General features: G+C 63.2%; 17 protein-coding genes and 1 pseudogene. 6 read left to right on the top strand and 12 right to left on the bottom strand.

Translation table 11 applies throughout. The features are described 5' to 3' along the window. Positions 1 to 85: 85 nt before the first annotated feature. Positions 86 to 1,888, bottom strand: coding sequence for an MOSC N-terminal beta barrel domain-containing protein (locus Aeroheme_RS14315; protein WP_411166082.1), 1,803 nt, complete (start codon positions 1,886 to 1,888; stop codon positions 86 to 88). Between the two features lie 352 nt (positions 1,889 to 2,240). Here Aeroheme_RS14315 and Aeroheme_RS14310 point away from each other — a divergent pair, with 352 nt between their 5' ends. From Aeroheme_RS14310 to Aeroheme_RS14295, 4 genes and pseudogenes are all read left to right on the top strand, one after another. After that, positions 2,241 to 3,887: an NAD(P)-binding protein gene (locus Aeroheme_RS14310; RefSeq protein WP_411166081.1), complete on the top strand. Its 1,647-nt coding sequence runs from the start codon at positions 2,241 to 2,243 to the stop codon at positions 3,885 to 3,887. Then, positions 3,884 to 7,459 carry a pyruvate:ferredoxin (flavodoxin) oxidoreductase gene (gene nifJ / locus Aeroheme_RS14305; RefSeq protein WP_411166080.1) on the top strand — a complete coding sequence of 1,192 codons (3,576 nt, stop codon included), beginning with the start codon at positions 3,884 to 3,886 and terminating at the stop codon, positions 7,457 to 7,459. Before Aeroheme_RS14310 ends, nifJ begins: the two co-directional genes overlap by 4 nt. Positions 7,460 to 7,797: 338 nt before the next feature. Next, positions 7,798 to 8,604 (top strand): hypothetical protein, encoded by an 807-nt coding sequence (locus Aeroheme_RS14300; RefSeq protein WP_395948751.1) that lies wholly within the window; start codon positions 7,798 to 7,800, stop codon positions 8,602 to 8,604. Positions 8,605 to 8,851: 247 nt separating this feature from the next. After that, positions 8,852 to 8,977, top strand: a pseudogene (locus Aeroheme_RS14295) (SDR family NAD(P)-dependent oxidoreductase); the annotation flags it as partial. 100 nt (positions 8,978 to 9,077) lie between these two features. On the opposite strand, the gene Aeroheme_RS14290 reads toward Aeroheme_RS14295, so the two are convergent. The 6 genes from Aeroheme_RS14290 to Aeroheme_RS14265 form a co-directional block, all read right to left on the bottom strand. Beyond that, entirely contained in the window at positions 9,078 to 9,293 is a 216-nt protein-coding gene (locus Aeroheme_RS14290; RefSeq protein ID WP_005313020.1) for a YdcH family protein, read from the bottom strand. 286 nt (positions 9,294 to 9,579) lie between these two features. Continuing rightward, the gene (locus Aeroheme_RS14285) at positions 9,580 to 10,170 is read right to left on the bottom strand and encodes a hypothetical protein (protein WP_163135976.1); all 591 of its coding nucleotides are present in this window, start codon (positions 10,168 to 10,170) and stop codon (positions 9,580 to 9,582) included. An 11-nt stretch (positions 10,171 to 10,181) separates the two neighbouring features. Continuing rightward, positions 10,182 to 11,528 (bottom strand): MATE family efflux transporter, encoded by a 1,347-nt coding sequence (locus Aeroheme_RS14280; RefSeq protein WP_111911229.1) that lies wholly within the window; start codon positions 11,526 to 11,528, stop codon positions 10,182 to 10,184. A gap of 142 nt (positions 11,529 to 11,670) precedes the next feature. Continuing rightward, the gene (locus Aeroheme_RS14275; RefSeq protein WP_408782046.1) at positions 11,671 to 13,494 is read right to left on the bottom strand and encodes a SulP family inorganic anion transporter; all 1,824 of its coding nucleotides are present in this window, start codon (positions 13,492 to 13,494) and stop codon (positions 11,671 to 11,673) included. A gap of 70 nt (positions 13,495 to 13,564) precedes the next feature. Then, positions 13,565 to 14,149, bottom strand: coding sequence for a nucleotidyltransferase family protein (locus tag Aeroheme_RS14270; protein ID WP_411166079.1), 585 nt, complete (start codon positions 14,147 to 14,149; stop codon positions 13,565 to 13,567). Continuing rightward, positions 14,139 to 14,396, bottom strand: a complete 258-nt coding sequence (locus Aeroheme_RS14265; protein WP_163155997.1) for a GNAT family N-acetyltransferase — start codon at positions 14,394 to 14,396, stop codon at positions 14,139 to 14,141. Before Aeroheme_RS14265 ends, Aeroheme_RS14270 begins: the two co-directional genes overlap by 11 nt. Before the next feature lie 146 nt (positions 14,397 to 14,542). Between Aeroheme_RS14265 and cysM the strand changes: the two genes are divergently transcribed. Continuing rightward, positions 14,543 to 15,445: a cysteine synthase CysM gene (cysM, locus tag Aeroheme_RS14260; RefSeq protein WP_163155995.1), complete on the top strand. Its 903-nt coding sequence runs from the start codon at positions 14,543 to 14,545 to the stop codon at positions 15,443 to 15,445. Between the two features lie 15 nt (positions 15,446 to 15,460). On the opposite strand, the gene Aeroheme_RS14255 is transcribed toward cysM, so the two are convergent. The 4 genes from Aeroheme_RS14255 to Aeroheme_RS14240 are packed head-to-tail and all read right to left on the bottom strand — an operon-like array spanning position 15,461 to position 19,188. Next, positions 15,461 to 16,645 (bottom strand): iron-containing alcohol dehydrogenase, encoded by a 1,185-nt coding sequence (locus Aeroheme_RS14255; protein ID WP_411166078.1) that lies wholly within the window; start codon positions 16,643 to 16,645, stop codon positions 15,461 to 15,463. Positions 16,646 to 16,662: 17 nt separating this feature from the next. Then, the gene (locus Aeroheme_RS14250; RefSeq protein WP_234678013.1) at positions 16,663 to 17,172 is read right to left on the bottom strand and encodes an SCP2 sterol-binding domain-containing protein; all 510 of its coding nucleotides are present in this window, start codon (positions 17,170 to 17,172) and stop codon (positions 16,663 to 16,665) included. Beyond that, positions 17,162 to 17,752, bottom strand: a complete 591-nt coding sequence (locus Aeroheme_RS14245) for a TetR/AcrR family transcriptional regulator (RefSeq protein ID WP_411166077.1) — start codon at positions 17,750 to 17,752, stop codon at positions 17,162 to 17,164. The genes Aeroheme_RS14250 and Aeroheme_RS14245 overlap by 11 nt, the downstream gene beginning before the upstream one ends. Positions 17,753 to 17,760: 8 nt before the next feature. Further along, positions 17,761 to 19,188: a coniferyl aldehyde dehydrogenase gene (locus Aeroheme_RS14240; protein ID WP_411166076.1), complete on the bottom strand. Its 1,428-nt coding sequence runs from the start codon at positions 19,186 to 19,188 to the stop codon at positions 17,761 to 17,763. 212 nt (positions 19,189 to 19,400) lie between these two features. Here Aeroheme_RS14240 and Aeroheme_RS14235 point away from each other — a divergent pair, with 212 nt between their 5' ends. Then, complete coding sequence (locus tag Aeroheme_RS14235; protein ID WP_163148587.1) at positions 19,401 to 19,694, top strand: hypothetical protein; 294 nt, start codon at positions 19,401 to 19,403, stop codon at positions 19,692 to 19,694. 63 nt (positions 19,695 to 19,757) lie between these two features. Here the strand turns inward: Aeroheme_RS14235 and Aeroheme_RS14230 are convergent, their stop codons facing one another. Beyond that, complete coding sequence (locus tag Aeroheme_RS14230; protein ID WP_025326338.1) at positions 19,758 to 20,207, bottom strand: C40 family peptidase; 450 nt, start codon at positions 20,205 to 20,207, stop codon at positions 19,758 to 19,760. Between the last annotated feature and the right edge of the window lie 101 nt (positions 20,208 to 20,308).

The following is a 20,308-nucleotide window of genomic DNA, read 5'->3' as shown; positions in this document are numbered from 1 at the left end:
TGCCAGACGCCATAAGAAAACGGCTGCCTCAGGGCAGCCGTTTTGCTTTGTGGTGATGGCACCGCCCCGTGGCGGCGCCATCCTCTTATTTGATCACCAGATCGGTCAGCGGCACGGCGCAGCAGGTGAGGATCTTGCCAGCGGCCCGCTCGGCGGCTGTGATGGCCGGGGCGTCCGGGTGATCCACCTCCCCTTCGAGCAGGGTCTGCTTGCAACTGCCGCAGATGCCGGCGCGGCAGCTCCAGGGCAGCTCCACCCCCTGCTTGTGGGCCTGATCCAGTATGGTGCCCTGGTTGTTGCCAGCGAAGGTCTGCTCGCCGATGCGCAGCTGCACCGCCTTGTGGGGACGGGCCACCGAGAGGATGGCCCCGCCAAAACTCTCCTGCCGGATGCGCTCGGCAGCGACCCCTTGCTCCTGCAGCAGCTTGACCGCCTCGCTCATAAAGCCGTGGGGGCCGCACAGGAAGATCTCCCGCGCCAGCAGATCCCTGACCTGCGCGAGGTGCCCCTTGCCAAGGCGACCGCTCATGCCCTGCCAGTGCGCATCGGGCTGGCTCAGGATCAGGGTCAGCTGCATGCCAGCCTGACTCATGGCGTGCAGCTCGGCGGCGGCCGGAATGTCGGCCTCGCTGCGGCACAGGTGCATAAAGTGCACGTCGCCGAGTTCGTGTCTGAGATGCAGGGTGCGGGCGATGGAGAGCATGGGGGTGACGCCTGAGCCCGCCGAGAGCAGCAGCAGCTTGCGCTCGGTGCCGAGGTGAAACTCCCCGGCCGGGGGGGCGGCCAGCAGGTGATCGCCCACCCGCAGTTCATGGTGCAGCCAGGGGGAGATACGGCCATCGGCCAGCTTCTTGACGCTGATGCTGTAACGCTCGGGCCTCTCCGGGGTGGAGCTCAGGGTATAGCGGCGCTGTTGCCTTTCCCCCTTGATGTCGAGGCTGATGGGCAGGTGCTGGCCCGGCAGATAGTCGGGCAGGGGCTCGCCGTCGGCCGCCTCGAACCAGAAGGTCTCCAGATCCCGGGCCAGGGGCTCGCGGGCCACGCAGACCAGCTCCCGCTTCTTCGGCGCCGCATTGGGGTAGACATGGGGGCGGGTGCTTTCCAGCACCTCGATCTCGCTGCCCGCCTCAATCCAGCCCTCGTTCAGCGCCACCAGATTCTGGCCGAAATAGACATCCCCATCCTCGCCACGGCGGTAGCGGGTCAGGGTGGCCAGCGGCTCCTTCAGGGCGTTGAAGCGATCCGTGCCTGCCTCCACAGTGGTCATGATGCAGCGGCTGCAGGGCTTGGCCACCAGAAACTCCACCTCGCCGATGCGGATCCGCTTCCAGCCATCCTCCTCGAAGGGGCGGGTGCCGCTCGCCACCAGGTTGGTCCTAAACTGGCTCATCTGGTGCAGGGCATCGGATCTCAGGTTGAGGTCATCCAGCGAACTCTGGCTGATCAGCAGCAGGGGATAGCCGTCGGCAAAGCTGACCCGGGTACCGGTTTTCTCCCGAAAGCGGTCGGAGGTTTCGCCGAGCCAGAGCAGGCGAACCGGCTCACCCGCCACCTGGCTCAGCCACTCATCGGCCTGGGACTGGGTGTGCAGGGCATGGAAGCTGTCGCCCCAGACCCCGGTGGCCTGGGGGGCGCGGCTGAAGTCGGCTTCCTGCAGCCTGAGCTGCGCCATCCCCGGGTAACGCAGTTGCAGGCCGCCTTCCACCGGGGTGGCCGTCACCAGTTGCAACTGGGGATGGGTGCGGGCCGTGATGAAGCTGCCGTCCGGCTTGACCACCATGTAGCGGCGATCCCCCAGCAGCCCCTCCTCGGTCACCAGGGCACGGGTCAGCGGCATGCCCGCCGTCGATTTGATGGGGTAGAGATGTATGCTGGCGAGGCTGGGCATGTCAGGGTCCTTGTGCTGTGGCGATTCCAGTGAAGAGGGCAAGATAACGATTCCTGCCCCGTGCGGCAATCCTCTCTTGCCCCCCATCATGGGGGGCAGGTGAGGCGGCTCCTGGCCGGTGCCAGCCCGCGGCGCCATGTGATCGAGGTCGGATCCCGGGGAAAACTCCTCATAAAGTGCAACATTTATTGATCCTGATCCCCAGGTGCGTACAAAAAACGGCCCATCATCGAGCCAGCTTCCAGTTTCTGACGCTTTCGCTTCTTCCCTCTCCGGCCACCGTCTGCCCAGGCTACACGGTATCAAGTGCATTCGGATGGGGCCTGTTACCCAACAAAGAAGAAAGCAATGTATGAGCAAACAACTGGATATGACCCCACAGCCGGATCTCTCCCAGAAAACGGGAACGGGCCCGGTCCGCACCCAGCTGCCCGTCTGGCAACCGGCCCTGCCACCCTGCAATCACGCCTGTCCGGCCGGTGAGAATATCCAGGCCTGGCTTGCCCTGGCCGAAGCGGGCCGCTTCGAGGCGGCCTGGCAGACGCTTGTCGAAGAGAACCCCTTGCCCGCCGTCCATGGCCGGGTCTGTTATCACCCCTGCGAGAGCGCCTGCAATCGCGCCCAGGTAGACGATGCCGTCTCCATCCACGCCATCGAGCGTTTCCTCGGTGACGAGGCGCTGGCCCGTGGCTGGCTGCCTGCAACCCCCGCTCCTGCCAGCGGCAAGAAGGTGCTGGTGATAGGCGCCGGGCCCTCCGGTCTCTCCTGCGCCTGGCACCTCAACCGGCTCGGCCATCGGGTGGAGATCCGCGAAGCGGGGCCGCAGGCCGGCGGCATGCTGCGCTTTGGTATTCCCGCTTACCGCTTGCCCCGCGATGTGCTGGATCGGGAGGTGGCCCGTATCCTGGCCGCCGGGGTGATCCTCACCCTCAACCACAAGGTGGAGGATGTGCTGCGCGAGCGCGATGAGGGGGGCTTTGACGCCGTCTTTATGGCCATAGGCGCCCATCTGGCCAAGCGGGTCGATATTCCGGCCCGGGAGGCGGGCAAGATCCTCGATGCGGTGAGTTTCCTCGAGCAGGCGAGTCTGGCCGAGGAGCAGGGCTTGCCGCCCCCCAAACTGGGGCGGCGGGTGGCTATCTACGGCGGCGGCAACACCGCCATGGATGCGGCCCGCACCGCCCGTCGCCTCGGGGTAGAGGAGGCGATGATCATCTACCGCCGCGACCGGGACCATATGCCCGCCCACGCCTTCGAGGCCCTTGAGGCCGAGGAGGAGGGGATCAAGATCAACTGGCTGCGCAGCATACGCCAGCTCGACAACACCAGCATCGAGGTGGAGGTGATGGCGCTGGACGGGCAGGGCAAGCCGGTGCCCACAGGCAAGTTTGAAACCCTGGAGGCGGACTCCCTCATTCTGGCCCTCGGTCAGGAGGTGGACTTGAGCGTGCTGGAGAGCATTCCCGGCGTGCGGATCAACAAGGAGGGAGTGGTGCAGGTGGCAGGCAACCTGATGACGGATGTGCCGGGTCTCTTTGCCGGTGGCGACATGGTGCCCTCCGAGCGCACCGTCACCATAGCCACCGGCCACGGCAAGAAGGCGGCGCGCCACATGGATGCCTGGCTGCGCGGCCGTTACTACCACAAACCGCTTTCATTCCCGCTGGTGGGGCCGGAGCAGTTGCAACTCTGGTTCCAGACCCAGGCGCCCGCCAGCAGTCAGCCGGTCAAACCGGCGTGGGCGCGGGACGACTTTGGCGAGATCATAGGTGGGCTGGACGAGACGGCGGCCCGCTACGAGGCGGCGCGCTGCTACTCCTGCGGCAACTGCTTCGAGTGCGACGGCTGCTACGGCAGCTGCCCCGAGCAGGCCATCGCCAAGCTGGGGCCGGGCAAGGGTTATCAGGTGGATGAGGCGCGCTGCACCGGCTGCGGTGCCTGTCACGATCAATGCCCTTGTCACACCATAGCGCTGCGCCAACCACAGGAGTCCCAATGAAACATGAACTGATCATGGTCGATGGCAACGAAGCCGCGGCCCGGGTGGCGTACCAGCTGAGCGAAGTCTGTGCCATCTACCCCATCACCCCGAGCTCGACCATGGCCGAGCTGGCTGACGCCTGGGCGGACGAGGGGCAGACCAACCTCTGGGGCAACATCCCCACAGTCGTGGAGATGCAGAGCGAAGGAGGAGCAGCCGGCACTGTACACGGCGCCCTGCAGGCGGGGGCGCTGGCCACCACCTTCACCGCCAGTCAGGGGCTGATGCTGATGCTGCCCAACATGTACAAGATCGCCGGTGAATTGACCGCTGCCGTGTTCCATGTGGCGGCCCGATCGCTCGCGGCGCAGGGGCTCTCGATTTTTGGCGATCATCAGGATGTGATGGCGGCGCGCAGCACCGGCTTTGCCATGCTCGCCTCCGGCTCGGTGCAGGAGGCGCAGGACTTGGCCTTGGTTGCCCACAGCGTCACCCTGCAGTGCCGGGTGCCCTTCATCCACTTCTTCGACGGCTTTCGCACCTCCCACGAGGTGAACAAGATCACCGCCCTGCATAGGGACGAGATCCGTGCCCTTATCGACAACGACTGGGTGCGGGCCCACCGCGCCCGGGCGCTCAACCCGGATCATCCGGTGATGCGCGGCACGGCCCAGAACCCGGATACCTACTTCCAGTCCCGCGAGAGCGTCAACCCCTTCTACGAGGCGGTGCCGGCGCGGGTGCAGCAGTGCATGGACAAGCTGGGATCCCTCACCGGCCGCCACTACCGGCTGGTGGAGTATCATGGCGCAACCGATGCCACCGACGTCATAGTGCTGATGGGCTCGGGGGCGGCCACCGCCCGCACCACGGTCGACTGGCTCAATCGGCAGGATCGCAAGACCGGGGTGTTGGTCATGCGCCTCTATCGTCCCTTCCCGGTACAGGCGCTGCTCGATGCGCTGCCTGCCAGCGTGCGCCGGCTGGCGGTGCTGGATCGCACCAAGGAGCCGGGGGCTGGTGGCGAGCCGCTGCTGCTGGATGTGCAGAGTGCCCTCATCGACGGTTTGCAGCGCGGCCTTATCAAGCGGCTGCCCTGGCTCAGTGGCGGCCGCTACGGCCTCTCTTCCAAGGAGTTCACCCCCGCCATGTGCGCGGCGGTATTCGAGGAGCTGGCATCCGATGCGCCGCGCCCGCGCTTTACCGTGGGGATCGTCGATGACGTGTCGGGCCTCAGTCTGGCCTGGCACCCCATCGGCGATCTGGAGCCCGCCAGCCGGGTGCGGGCGCTATTCTTTGGTCTCGGTGCCGACGGCACAGTCGGCGCCAACAAGAACAGCATCAAGATCATCGGCGAGCTGGAGGGCTTCCACGCCCAGGGTTATTTCGTCTACGACTCCAAGAAGTCGGGCTCGCGCACCGTCTCCCACCTGCGCTTCGGCCCCGAGCCTATAGACGCGCCCTGGCTTATCGAGCAGGCGGGCTTTATCGGCTGCCACCAGTGGGGCTTTGCCGAGTCGGTGGATCTGCTGGAGCACGCCGCCGAAGGGGCGACCCTGCTGCTCAATGCCCCCTATGAGGCAGACAAGGTGTGGGGCCAGCTGCCCGAGCGGCTGCGCGCCCGCATCCGCGCCCTCAATATCCAGCTCTACTGCATCGACGGCGATCGGGTGGCCGAGCAAAACGGCATGGGCAATCGCATCAACACCATAATGCAGACCTGCTTCTTCGCCCTGGCCGGGGTCTTGCCACGGGACGAGGCCATTGCGCTGATCAAGGAGAGCATAGAGAAGAGCTATGCCCGCAAGGGGCCCGAAGTGGTCGAGCGCAACTTTGCGGCGGTGGACGATACCCTGGCTCACTTAAGCAAGGTGGCGATCCCGGCCGGTGATGAGCAGATCAGCGACTACCCGCTGCCACTGGCGCCCGGTGGCAGCGAGTTCGTCCAGCGGGTCACAGGCGAGATGCTGGCGGGGCGCGGCGATCTCATCCCCGTCTCCATGCTGCCGGTGGACGGCACTTACCCCACCGCCACCAGCCGCTTCGAGAAGCGGGATATCGCCCGCGAGATCCCCATCTGGCACTCCGATATCTGCATCCAGTGCGGCAACTGCGTCTTTGTCTGCCCCCATGGGGCGCTGCGGGCCAAGTTCTACCATCAGGACTGGCTGGCAAATGCCCCCGAGGCGGCCCAGTCGGTGCCCGTCACCGCCAAGGGCTTCCCCGACAGCCGCTACAGCCTGCAGCTCTATCCGGAGGATTGCACCGGCTGCGGCCAGTGCGTGCAGGCCTGTCCGGTGCGGGCCGGGGCTGATGAGGAACACGAGGGCGAACGCGCCATCACCATGCTGGACAAGGCGCCGCACCTCGCTGGCCAGAAACAGGCGCTGCGCTGGTTCGAGGGCCTGCCCTGGCCTGCCCGCGAGCGGGTGGATTTCTCCACGGTGCGCGGTGCCCAGTTCCTCGAACCCCTGTTCGAGTTCTCTGGTGCCTGTGCCGGTTGTGGCGAGACCCCTTACCTCAAGCTGCTGACCCAGCTGTTTGGTGACCGCATGCTGGTGGCCAACGCCACCGGTTGCTCCTCCATCTACGGCGGCAACCTGCCGACCACCCCCTGGGCCAAGAACTCGGAAGGGAAGGGGCCTGCCTGGTCCAACTCATTGTTCGAGGACAACGCCGAGTTCGGCTTTGGTTTTCGTCTCACCGCCGATCAGCATCAGGGTCAGGCGGTGGCGGCCTTGCAGGGGATGAAGGGGGAGCTGGGGGAGGCATTGGTCGAGTCGCTTATCAAGGCACCGCAGCGGCTGGAGTCGGAGATCCGCGCGCAACGCAATCGGGTCGCGCAGGTGCGCGAGCGGCTGGAAGAGGTGAAATCCGGCAAGGCCCGCGAGTTGCTGTCACTCATCGATCAGCTGGTGCGCCGCTCGGTCTGGATAGTCGGTGGCGATGGCTGGGCCTATGACATCGGCTCGGCGGGGCTCGATCATGTGCTCGCCTCCGGGCGCGATGTGAACGTGCTGGTGATGGATACCGAGGTCTACTCCAACACCGGCGGTCAGATGTCGAAATCGACCCCGCTCGGTGCCGTCGCCAAGTTCGCGGCGGGGGGCAAGACGCTCGCCAAGAAGGATGTAGCGCTGCAGGCCATCTCCTACGGCAACGTCTATGTTGCCCGCATCGCCTTTGGTGCCAACCCGCAGCAGACACTGCAAGCGCTGCGCGAAGCAGAGGCCTATCCTGGCCCGTCGCTTATCATCGCCTACAGCCACTGCATCGCCCACGGCATCGATATGGAGCAGGGGTTGGCCCAACAGAAGCGGGCGGTGGATTCGGGCCATTGGCCTCTGATGCGCTACAACCCTGTATTGCGCAGTTTGGGGCAGAACCCCTTCAGCCTCGACAGCCTGCGCCCCTCCATTCCCCTCGCCGAGTACAGGGCGGAGGAGAATCGCTACCGGGTACTGGCCCAGAGCCATCCAGAAGAGGCCGAGCGGCTGATGCAGGTGGCGCAGCAGGTGGTCTGGCAGAGGTGGGCCACCTACGAGGAGATGGCCACCCGCGAGGCCAGTCATTTCCATCCGCCGGTGTGAGGATTGGATGAGTGAAATATAACCAAGCGGGCCATTGGCCCGCTTTTTTGTATCGGGAGACTATTGGATGTCTCTTCTCACTATCTGATAGCAACTACAGGCGTTGTAGTAGTGATACCCTGAAAATCAAAATGATGTGTTGATATGTTAGAGGAAGCTGGGCAGGATATATGCAGGAAAACAGACCATTACATTAATTTCTTAAGTTTATTAAATAATCCGACAAGGATTTCAGGTATGGAACTTCATAATTTAGATGCTTTGTTTTGTCTAGTGTAGGAACAATTGCTTTTTTAACTTAAAATCGGAAAGACTTAACACTATCACGTAAGGTAAAAATGGAGCATCTATTAGAAGATAAGAATATATCATTGGCACATGACGTGATATTACCCAATGGGCAGTTGGCTGAAGGGGGAAGTAAGATTACAATTCTATCTTCTCAAGGTTGCTTTAATGGCTACAATATGCGAGTTCCACCTCCAGAGTTTGAAGCTCTTATGTTTTTCAATTCTCTTGATGCGGCTGTAAAAGCAGAAATATTAAAGAAAAGTATTAAAGTACAAGAATCAATTTTTGACAAAATTCCTGAAGTAGATTCTTCGGGAGAAAATATGAAACTATTTTTCGCAATGTGTCAGCAAGCAATGGCTGCTATCACATTTTCCATCGGCGCTATAGAATCATGGGTTAACAAGTCATTTATTTTATACGGAACAGAAAATGGCAAGGTTTCACAACTGAAACTAGAGCGACCTGGCAAGCCGGATAGAATTATTGCAGCTGACAAAATTGCATCAGATCCTTCAATACCTATTAGGCCAAAGATTTTCCAACTTGCTCCACAAATCTTCAATGTCCAGCCTCTTAAAACTCATAGCACTTTAAGAAATGCTGTTGCCGATATTGTAGATGAGAGAAATATTGTAATGCATATGCAATCTAGCTTGTCCATAAATAATATGGAGTTAGATAGGGTTAGTTATGCCGTAAAATTATACAAGATTAGTGCTTTAAATGGGCCGGAGCAGGTTTTAAAATACTTAAACTATATCTATCAAAATTCAGCCATATCTTCACCATCTTGGTTGGAAATTGCAAACAATGAATTAAAAGTGGTTAGAAAAAAGCTTAAATCATTATGACAAAACATCACAATCGTACTTGGATAACTTAGCAGTTTTTATTGTTAAGTGGTTATGATGGAATGATAGAACTGTAAATATATATTTTGTCAGTTCTACTTAATTTTACGTTATGTGTTTTTACATTGCAGTTTCATTCTCATAGGTGCCACATATTCTGTCAGTATTTCGTACCTATTGTGTTTTTCTTTTTATGTAACGGCAGGTAAGCTGCGGGGCAAATAGCATCAAGCAGGAGAAGGGGACGATGACAGAACAATATATAGCCGGGACGATCGGTATTCTGGGGGCGGGCTGGCTCGGGCTGCCACTGGCGCGGGCCCTGCTGGCGGCAGGCAAGCTGGTAGCGGTCAGCAACGCCGACAAGGCCGCCTGATATGGCCTGCTCAGCGTTGTCGTGAGTGGCCAACAAAAAGCCCGGCTTTAAGCCGGGCTGGGGGATAAGTTGCTTATCCGGGTATTCGTCGAGGCGTCTAGTGTGGATGTTGTTTGAGGATGTCGTATATCTCCTCTTTCAGTTTAAGTTTCTGTTTTTTCAGATCCTTCACCTCGGAGCTGTAATCGCTGGCGTGATGTTTTTCCAGCTTCCTGATCTCCGCATCCAGGTCGTTGTGCAAGTCAAACTTCTTTTGGAAATGGACATCACTGCTCTTCAGTTTCGAGATGAGATCTCTGTACTCAGGGAACATGTAATGAAGCCTCCTTGGTGTCGTTTGATTGTGCCTTGACCTTCAAACTACCCCTTCCCCCGGGAGATAAATGTGATCCCGATCCAATTTGGGGCAACGGATTTGCTGCATCTGGTGGATGATTTTTAACTGATTGAATCACAAGCAGATAAGTGATTTATGAGGAGGGCAGAGAGGAGGGAACTGGGAGCTTGTTCACAGTTGTGACGCTTTGATGACGACAGGCGCGCGCCAGGCGGGCAGCAAGAAGGGGCGCAAGGCCCCTTCTTCAAAAGCAGTGCCGTCTTTACTCTTTTTTCTTTTTCTTCTCGGGCAGCGGCTGACCGCCTCGGGCAATCACCTTGCCCACCTCGAAGCCTATCTGGGCCGCCAGCTCTTCCAGATCCGGGGCCTTGGCCTCGTTGCCGATGGCGTACTGGTAGTTGGCTATGGTGATCTTCTCGGCCACCGGGGTGCCGGGAACTATGGGCTCACGCCAGCCCTGGCCAACATGGGCCACCAGGGTGCCGTTCATGATGAGCTCGCCGACTATCTCCTGGGTGGGGATGCCCTTGCCGTAGGTCAGGCCCTGGGGGTGTTTCTTGCCCACCAGGGGTTCGGTGCTTGCGGGCATCAGCTTGGTGCGGATCAGCCACTTGGGATCCTTGTGCTTGCCCACCGCCTTGCCGGTCTGGTACTCGTTGATCTTGATGGTCTTGATCATCTGGGCCATGAAGTCCTTGGTCAGGGCCTTCTGCGCCTCGCTGGTCTGGTCGATGACGATGGGGGCCACGTACCAGGTCTGGGGGGCTTGCGCCTTGGGGGCCGCCGGGGCGGTTTGTGCCATGGCGAGCGGGCTGAGCAGGATGGCCGCCAACAAGAGTCCGATTTTCTTCATTGTGATTCCGCTTATGTTTCGACAAGAATTTTGTTTTGCCAGCGACGACTGCGCCAGCGCCAGAACATGGCCAGACCGCGAACCCACTCGTCGCAGGCCAGCGCCAACCAGATGCCTACCAGGCCATAGCCCTGCATGATACCAAGGAAATAGGCCAGGGGAACGGCAATGCCCCACATGGAGACGAGCGCCATGTAGAGCGGAAAACGGGCATCCCCGGTGGCACGCAGGGCGTTGATCACCACCAGGTTGAAGGTGCGGCCGGGTTCGAGGATGAGGCTGATGAGGAAGAGCTGCGCCACCTGGGTGATGATGTCGGGGTCGTCGGTGAACAGGCTGATGATGGCGCGTCCGTTCAGGGCCGCGGCTATGGCAATCAGGCTGGTGACGATGAGGCCGAGCTTGAGGCTCTTGATGAGCTGGCGATAGGCCTGCTCGAAGCGACGGGCCCCCGCCAGGTGGCCGATGATGATCTCGTTGCCAAGGCCGATGGAGAGGCCGAACAGCAGGATGAACAGGCAGATCTGGAAGAAGTAGGACTGGGTCGCCAGCGCCTTGTCGCCGAGCAGGCCGACGAAGGCCGTTACCACCATGAACTGCAGCATCCAGGAGAGGTTCTCCCCGGCCGCCGGCAGGCCTATGTGCAGCACCTTGTCCAGCATGACCTTGCTTGGCCGAAGGATCTCCGGCAGCCGCAGCCGTATGCCGGTCTTGCGCGCCACTAGCCACACCAGCAGCACCACGCCGACGATGCGCCCCACTACTGTGCTGATGGCGACCCCGGCGACCCCGAGCTGGGGCAGGCCGAACCAGCCGTAGAGCAGCAGCAGGTTGCCGACGAAGGTGATGAGGTTGACGATCAGGGTCACGTACATGGCCTGACGGGTGTGGCCATGGGCGCGCAGGGTGGCGGCCAGGCAGAGCGCCGCCGCCTCCGGTAGCAGGCAGAGGCCGATGATCTGCAGATAAAGGGTGGCATCCCCCATCAGGTGGGCGGGCAGGTTCATCAGCGCCAGCATGGTGCTGGCACCGGCCATGACCCCGACCGCGGCCACCAGCCCCACCAGCAGGTTGAAGCCGATGGCGGTGTGGATGACCACGCGCGCCTTCTCTCTATCCCCCGCCCCCAGGTACTGGGTGATCACCACGCTGGTGCCTATGCTGACGAAGCTGAACAATGTGATGGCGAGATCGAACACCTGGTTGCCGACTGCCAGTGCCGCCACCCCCTGATAGGAGACGTGGCCCACCATGAAGGTGTTGAGGGCCCCGGTCAGGAAGTGCAGGGCGAGATCGATGAACAGTGGCCAGGTCAGGGCGAAGAGGGTGCCCGGGCCCGCGTGGGATTGAGTCTGCATGGGATGTCCAAATACTGGGGATGGCCCTCGTCAGCGCCATCTGGACGGGCATTTAACACCAAGCGGGTGCGGGGTGCAATCCTGCCCTGAGCAAAGAGGGTGCTGGCCCGGCACCCTCTCGCAGTCTGGTGGCGCGCCGCCGTCAGACCGGGGTGGCGCCCGCTTCCTGCTCGCAGGGCCGGGTGAGGCGTGCCGAGTCCGGTAGCGTCTCATCCTGGGGCCAGCGGGAGAGCAGGGTATCAGTGGTGCTCTCCACTACCTCGTCATCCTTGAACACAGGCTCCCGGTAGCAGCGGGTCAGGCGCAGGGCCTGATACATGTCGGGACTGAGGATGACCCCCTCGTCCCCGATCCGGATCCCCGCCTGCTTGAGCCACTGGGTCATCTGGCCGTGGCGACCGGCCATCACCATGTGGATGCCGCGGCGCCTGAGCTCCTTGTGCAGCTCTCCCACCATGCTCATCACGCTGATGTCCTGATGGGTGAAGCAGGCCACGGCATCCACGATGAGGCACTTGGGATTGTGGGGATCCTGCACCAGTAGCGCCAGCACCCGCCGCTTGAAGTAGGGGGCGTTGAAGTAGGTCAGCGGCGAGTTGAAGCGATAGACCAGGATGCCGGGGATGGCCTTGGCCTGCTCGTTGTCCCCCAGGGTGCGCACCACCCCTTCATCGTCCATGCCCAGCAACTGATCGGTGGGGCGCATCACGTTGCGCAGGAACTGGAACAGCCCCAGCAGCACCGCGAGGGTGATCCCCGGGATCACCCCCATGGTGAGCACGCTGATAAAGGTGATCAGCGCCAGCCAGAAGGCGGCGCGGTCCGAGTCGCGCAGGGCCCAGAGGCCGCGAAAATCGGTGAGCGACAGGGAGGCCATCACCAGCACCACCCCGAGGGCGGCGGTGGGAATGAATTGCAGCGGCGCCGTCAGGTAGAAGGTGATGAGGGCGATCACAGCCGCGGCTATGATGGAGACCAGCTGGCTCTTGCCGCCGTTGGCGTCGTTGACCGCGGTGCGTGAATCGGCGCCGCTGATGGCAAAGCCCTGGGAGACAGCCGAGGCGAGGTTTGCCATGCCAAGGGCCCGAAACTCCTTGTCCGCATCGATTTCGTAACCGTTCTTGGCGGCGAAGCTGCGGGCGGTGAGCATCATGGAGACGAAGCTCACCATGGCGAGGTTGAGCGCCGGCAGCACCAGCTCGCGCATCAGGCCGGGGGGGAACTCCGGCATCTGGAAGGCGGGCAGGCCCGAGCCCACGGCCCCCAGGGTGGCGATCTCGAACTGGCCGAGATTGAGGGCCCACACCAGGGCCGCCGTCACCACCATGGCCACCATGGAGGAGGGCCAGGATGGCCTGTAGCGCTTGGCCAGCAGCAGGGTGAGCAGGGCGGTCAGACTCATGGCCAGGGTCGGCAGATGGGTCTGGGTAAGGTAGTCGGTGCCATTCAAGATCCGCTCGATGAGATAGCGCTCGCTGAAGGTGAAGCCGAAGATCTTGGAGAGCTGGCTCACCATTATGGTGATGGCCACACCATTGAGCAGGCCCATCAGTATGGGGCGGGAGAGAAAGTCCGCCAGCACCCCCAGCTTGAAGCGACTGGCGATCAGGCACCAGAAGCCGGTCATGGCGGTCATGGTCATCACCAGTTGCCACTGGCGGGTGGGATCCCCGGCGGCGAGCGGTGTCACCACGGCGGCAATGACGGCGCAGGTGGCGGCGTCCGGGCCGACGATGAGCTGGCGGGAGGTGCCAAAGAGGGCGTAGACCACCATGGGCAGTATGCAGGAGTAGAGGCCGACGATGGCGCCGACTCCGGCGAGCTCCGCATAGGCGATGGCCACGGGCAAGGCCACGGCCGCCACCGAGAGGCCAGCGCGAAGATCCGGCATCAGCCAGGCCCGCTGATATTGCAGCAGGGCGGCGAGGCCCGGCAGCCAGCGTTCGAGAGAGAAGAAGTCGCGCATTATTTAACCCATTGAGTTATAAACAGCTTTTTCTTAGTGTGCCCAAGGTTGTCGGCCCATTGCAATCCGGTTATGGCCAGTTCACCACCAGATCAGGCCAGATGCGCTGCCACTGTTTGTCCCTGATCCTGTCGATGAAGATCCGGCTCTCCTGCCGGCAGCGCGGATTGGCACTCACCTGCAGGGACCAGTTGTGGCCAAAGCCATGGGGGGCCAGCCACTGGAACTCGTCGTCCGCCCCCAGACGCACCCCTATGCAGGTGGGGACCTCCACCCAGTGACTGAGCGCTTCCAGAGAGCTGGCGAAGGGGGGCACTTGCTGGCGCACATGCATGCGCGCCTGGTTGCGCACCTCCCAGCGTTGATCAGGCAAGCGAATTCTGAGCCAGGCTTCGTACTCCCGTTCGTCCGCACCTTCCGGGTCGCTGGGATCCAGATAGATAAGATCTATGTCGTTGAGGGGAGTGGGCTCGGCTTTTTGGTGCAGGTGATCCCAGATGAGGTTGCGCACAAAGCCCGCCCCCAGCGCCCAGTCCGGCAGGGCCAGCTCCCGCGCCGCCCAGAGGCAGGCCATGCGCAGGGGATCGGCCCGCAGCAGGGCCTCGGTGTGGGCTTGCAGCTGTGCCTCCCGGGCCGCTTGTGCCTCAACCCCCATGACGGCGCAACCAGACGTCTATGTAGCTGCAGCTCGGCACTATGGTGAGCCCCTGTGCCTGGCACCAGTCGTAGAAGCTGCGCGCCAGTTTGTCGGCAATGCCCTGTCCCCTCAGCTCGGATGGCACCTGGGTGCTGCAGGCATCGACAGTGCCCGCATCCAGCCAGCGGTAGCTGAGGCGAGAGGTCTTGCCGTCCACCACGCAGATGAACTGCTGCTGGTCGGCCTGATGAAGAATGTCGCTCATGGAGGCTCCTCAAAGGGTGGGGAAGGGGTATCAGAGCATGCTGGCCGGACTTTGCCAACCGTGCTCTTTGCGGGCCGAGGAGGCTCGCTTACACTGACCGGCCTGCGAGCGGCTCGTCAGGCAAGGTATAGAACAGTTAGCAGAGGATGGATCCCGTTATGGCCTTCGCCACCCTGGAAGATCTGATTGGCAATACCCCGTTGCTGCGCCTGCGCCGCATCAACCCCTATCCCGATGTGACCCTGCTGGTGAAGCTGGAGGGCAACAACCCCGCCGGCTCGGTCAAGGACAGGCCGGCCCTGAACCTCATCCGGGCGGCGGAGGCGAGTGGTCACTTAGGGCCAGGCGCGCGGCTTATCGAGGCCACCTCCGGCAACACCGGCATAGCGCTGGCCATGGTGGCGGCGGCCCGGGGGTACAGGATGCGCCTCATCATGCCGAGCAACATGAGCCAGGAGCGGCGCGATGCCATGCAGGCCTATGGCGCCGAGCTGGTGCTGGTGGAAGAGGGCATGGAAGCCGCGCGTGACCTCGCCCTCGCCATGCAGGCTCGAGGCGAGGGGCTGGTACTCGATCAGTTCAACAACCCGGCCAACCCGGATGCCCACTACCTCTCCACCGGTCCCGAGATCTGGCGCCAGAGCGAGGGGGCAATCACTCACTTCGTCTCGGCCATGGGCACCACGGGCACCATAATGGGGGTCTCCCGCTACCTCAAGGAGCAGAATCCGGCGGTGCAGGTGATAGGCCTGCAACCGGCAGAGGGGAGCCAGATCCCGGGCATTCGCCGCTGGCCCGCCGCCTATATGCCCGCCATCTTCGAGCCACAAAGGGTCGATCGGGTGCTGGATGTGACCCAGGAGGAGGCGCTCGCCACCATGCGCCGGCTGGCGCGGGAGGAGGGGATCTGCTGCGGGGTCAGCTCGGGGGGCGCCGTGGCCGGTGCCCTGCGGGTGGCGGCCGAGCTGAGCCAAGGGGTGGTGGTGGCCATCATCTGCGATCGGGGGGATCGCTATCTCTCCACCGGGGTCTTCACTCCACCCATCTGATCCTGCGCCCCGGGGTCATTCCCATACCTGCTCCAGCAGCGTCAGCAGCTGTTCCCTGTCCGCATCCTTGCGGTTGTAGAGCAGGGCACCGTCGTTGATGGCGAGATCCCGGATATCCTTGAGCACGGCTCTGTCCGTCACCCCGGCTTCCGCCAGGGTACGCGGCAGCCCCACCGCCTGCCAGAGACTGTCCCTCAGGGCGCAGAGTGCATCCAGGGCCGCCTGGGGGCGCAGGGCCTGTGGGGTGGCCGCGAAGCGCTCCGGCCCCGCCAGCGGCAGCAGCAGGCGGGCCAGCTCGGTGTCTATCTGGGGCCTGTTGTAGTCGAGCACCGTGGGCAGGAAGAGGTTCATGCACAGGCCGTGGGGCAGGTGACAGCGGGCCCCCAGGCTGTGGCCGAGGGCGTGCACCAGCCCCACCATGGAGTTGGAAAACGCCATGCCCGCCAGGGTGGATCCCTCCGCCAGTTGCAGCCGCAGGTGCTTGTCTTCGGGGGCCAGCAGCACCCTGGGCAGGGCATCGGCTATCTTCTCCACCGCCATCAGGGCCAGGGCGTCGCTGACCGGGTTCTTGCCGTTGCCGATGAAGGCCTCGATGGCGTGGGTCATGGCGTCCATGGCGGTGGCGGCCGTGATGGGCAGCGGCAAGCCCTGGGTGAGGCGCGGGTCCAGCACCGCCAGCTGGGGCAGCAGGAAGGGGGAGGTGAAGGGTACCTTGCGCCCGCTCCCCTCGTCCCGGATCACCGCCACCAGTGTCACCTCCGATCCGGTGCCCGCCGTGGTGGGCACCACAGCCAGCGGCTTGAGGGGCCGGGTCAGGCAACCTGCCCCCGCGTGATCCAGCAGCCGCTCCCCGCCCAGGGTGACCAGGATGTTGACCGCTTTGGCGGTGTCGATGACGGAGCCGCCCCCCAGGGCCACCAGGCTGTCACAGCCGAGCTCCCGCCAGCGGGTGGCGATGCGCTCCACCACGGCGGTGGAGGAGTCGGCGGGGATCTGGTCCCAGATGGCGGCCACCGGCAGGCCCCCCTCCGCCAGCACATTGGCCAGCAGGTTGGCGAGCCCGCTGCCGCCGACCCCCTTGTCGGTGAGCAGCAGCGGACGGCGCGCCCCCAGTGCCATCAGCTCGTCCGGGAGCTGCTCCAGTGCCTGCTCCCCCGCCATCAATCTGACCGGGCAGAAGAAATCGTAATAACGGCTCATGGTGTTCATCCTTCTCTTCAACCGGTCAGCAGACCCAGGTAGATGTGGCAGGCTCGCGTCAGCTTGTGGCGCGGGCTAGGGTAGTGGCGCAGCAGGGGCCTCGCGATGAAGGCCGGCAGGATCAGGGCTTGCAGCTGCTCCAGCGCCCGCACCAGATGCATGGCCGCACTGAGATCCCCCTCCACCAGCAGCCGGTTCTCGCAGAAGGCCTGATTGATGCCGAGGCGAAAGCTGAGGGCGCGAAAGGCGATGGCGGGGTGCTTGAAGCAGACGCGCAGTAGATGAGGGCTTGTTGCCCCCCGGGGCGCGGGGCCGCAGCGCCAGCGCCCGGCCCTCTTGTGCAGGGTCAGCCCATGAGGCAGCCCGTGAACCTCCAGCCGGATGCAGAGCCCCTCCGGCAGGGGGGCCAGTTCCCGGCGCACCGCCTCGTCGACCCGTGCGGCGCGGCACAGGGTGCGGCCGATGATCCAGAGCAGGCTCCCTATCCAGAGGCGCCTGCCGGTGGCGAGCAAGGGATCAAGCGTCATGAGGGGCTCCTGCGATGGCGGACCAGAAGAGGGCGAAGGCGCTGGCCTGCCAGTGGGGATCCTCCCCGAGCTCGGGTTGGTCCACAAAGAGGGAGGCGCAGGCCAGAAACTGGCTCTGGCACACCTCCAGCATCAGGACGGGGGGGGCCTGCATCAGCTCGCCGCTGGCCTGGCCCTGGCTCAGCAGGCGCGGCAGGAAGCGCAGTGTCTCCCCCAGGATCTGGCTGCGCAGGGATCTGGCCAGCAAGGGGGAGTAGAAGAACCCCAGCACGAACTTGAGTTCGTGGGGATGGGCCTGCATCCAGCTGATCGCCTGATGCCAGTAGTGGCGCGCCTGCTCCCTGAGGGGCAGGGCCGGATCCGCCTCGCTGATGGCGGCGCCAAGGCGCAGCTTGACGTCCTGATAGAGGCATTGGATCAACAACTCCTTGCTGGGAAAGTGGTGAAACAGGGTGCCGTTGGCCACCCCGGCCGCCCGGGCGATGCGGGCGGTGGCGGCCCCCTGCAGGCCATCCTCGGCGCAGAGGGCAAGGGCGGCATCCAGGATCTGGCGGCGTTTGTCTGTCATGGGTTCGCTCATGCAGCCTCCTAGCGCAGGAACAGGGCCATCATCAGCCGCTGGTACCAGCGCCGATAAGGGGGGTGGATCAGGGTTCCGGCGCTGAAACGGCCACGGCGCAGCACGGTTTTCGCCTTGGAGAAGGTGAGAAAGCCCTCGTGGCCGTGGTAGTGACCCATGCCGGAGGGGCCTATGCCGCCGAAGGGGGCGTCGTCCGCCGCCACCTGGAACAGGCACTCGTTGATGGCCATGCCACCGGCGTGGGTCTCCCGGATGAGGCGGCTCTGCAGCGCCGGATCCAGGCTCATCAGGTAGCAGGCGAGGGGGCGCGGGCGCGCCGCTATGTAGGCGAGGGCCTCGTCGATGCTGTCATAGGGCACCAGGGGCAGCAATGGGCCGAAGATCTCCTGCTGCATCAGCTGGCAGTGGCCGGGCACCTCGGTCAGCAGGTGGGGCACCAGGCGGCGGGCGCCGTCATTCCGGGCCGGCGAGGCGCAAGGGTGCACCTGGGCGCCCGCCTGCTTCGCCTCTGCCAGCCAGGCGGTGAGCCGCTCGTACTGGGCCCCGTTGATGATGGAGCCGTAATCCGGGCTATCCAGCCCCTTGGGATAGAGGCGGCGAAAGTGCGCCTGATAGGCCTCGATAAAGGCCTGCTCCTGCCCCCGTGGCAGCAGCACATAGTCCGGGGCCACGCAGATCTGGCCGGCGTTCAGGCTCTTGCCGAAGATCATCCGCTCCACCGCCAGGGCCAGCGGCATGTCGGGGGCGATGAGGCAGGGGCTCTTGCCACCGAGCTCCAGGGTGAGGGGGGTGAGCTGGGGGGCGGCGGCGGCCATCACCAGCCTGCCCACCGCAGTGGAGCCGGTGAACAGCAGATGATCGAAGGGGAGGGTGCTGAAGGCGGCCGCGAGTCCCGCGTCCCCCTCGATGACCACCACCTCGTCATCCCCAAACACCTGGGCCAGCAGGGTGCGCAACAGGGCATTGGTATGGGGGGTGAACTCGGAGAGCTTGATCATGGCTCTGTTGCCGGCGGCGATGGCGCCGATGAGGGGCCCCAGGCTCAGCATCACAGGGAAGTTCCAGGGCACCATGATGCCGATGACGCCCAGCGGCTGATAGTGCACCTCGACCCTGGCGGGGGCCAGCAGCAGGCCGGGGTGGCGCCGCGCTGGTCTCATCCAGCCCTTGAGCCGTTTCAGGCTGTAGTTGATCTGCATGACGCAGGGCAGTATGTCGGCGACCAGACTGTCGTAGTCGCTGCGCTGGCCATAGTCCAGGGCCAGGGCGTCGCACAGGGGTTGCTTGTGGGCGAGCAGGGCGCCCTTGAGTGCGCTCAGCCGGTTGCGGCGTTGCTCCAGGCTCGGCATGGGATGGGCCTGACAGGCCTGCTTGAGGCGGTTCACCTGCTCGGGCAGGGAGAACTTGTCTGGGGACTCTGTTCGTATGGCTTCCATGGCATGCTCCGCACAAAAACTGACCGACTGATTAGTCGGTCTAAGCCTACCGGCTTGTTGCCAGCTTGTAAACAAGGGCGTGCCAGAGCAAGGGCGGATGAGTGGGTTCTCCGATGGAACTGTGCTCGGCCACACAGTTTGGGGGTATCTCGATTGGTGGATTATCCAATAAGAGGTAGTTTTCAATCATCAACTCAAATGGAGAGCAGCACATGACCAGGGAATTGCACAGCCTGCTGGCCCGGCTGGACGATGTGATCGAGCGCATGCCGGACAGTTTCAACACCTATGAATTTGCCCAGAAGCTGGCGCTGCAACATCAGCGCGAGTATTTCGCCGCGGGTCACTCCCTGGCGGAGCAGGACAAAAACCTGCTGCGGCTGCTCCACGAGAAGATTGCCGAGGCGCTGGCAGCAAGCGAGCGGCTGATCGAAGGGGCCCTGCTGCCCTGCGTGACCCCCTGGGGGGAGCGAGCCACCTCGCCCCGCTGGCACCGCAAGCACTGAGCCTCTGCGCGGCACATAAAGAAGAAGGCCCCTCGGGGCCTTTTTGGTGTTCGTTGGTGGCGGCTACTGGGTCAGGCGGCGGGCCTGCCAGTAGCGGCTGTTCCAGTAGACGTTGTCGAGGCGCGAGCGGATCACCCCCTTGCTGGTGGAGGCGTGAATGAACTCCCCGGCACCGGTGTAGACGCCGACGTGGTACTGCTGCCAGCCGGTCTTGAAGAACACCAGATCCCCGTGCTGCAGACGGTATCTGTCCACCGGCCTGCCGAGACTGGCCTGGGATTCAGTGGTTCTGGGCAGGGTGAAACCCAGCACCTGCTGGTAGGCAAGCTGGGTGAAGGCGGAGCAGTCGAGGCCGGCGCGATTGGTGCCGCCCATGCGATAGGGGACGCCGCGCCACTGCTGATAGAAGCCGTCGAAGGCACTGGCCTGGCGGGCAGGAGGGGGCGGCTCCGGGGTACTGGAGCAGGCGACGACAAGCAGGGCCAGCAGGGGCGGAAGCAAGGTGCGAAACATCTCAACTCCTTGATAGGGCACGGGATTCATCATAGACGATGTTCCTGCCTGGAACCTGAACAGCGATAGCATAAAAACTTGCCGAGGGCAGAGAAAGGGCC

Origin of the sequence: Aeromonas sp. DSM 116730 (assembly GCF_046581335.1) — a bacterium.
GTDB classification, from domain to species: domain Bacteria; phylum Pseudomonadota; class Gammaproteobacteria; order Enterobacterales; family Aeromonadaceae; genus Aeromonas; species Aeromonas rivipollensis.
This window is presented reverse-complemented; position numbering and strand designations above follow the sequence as displayed.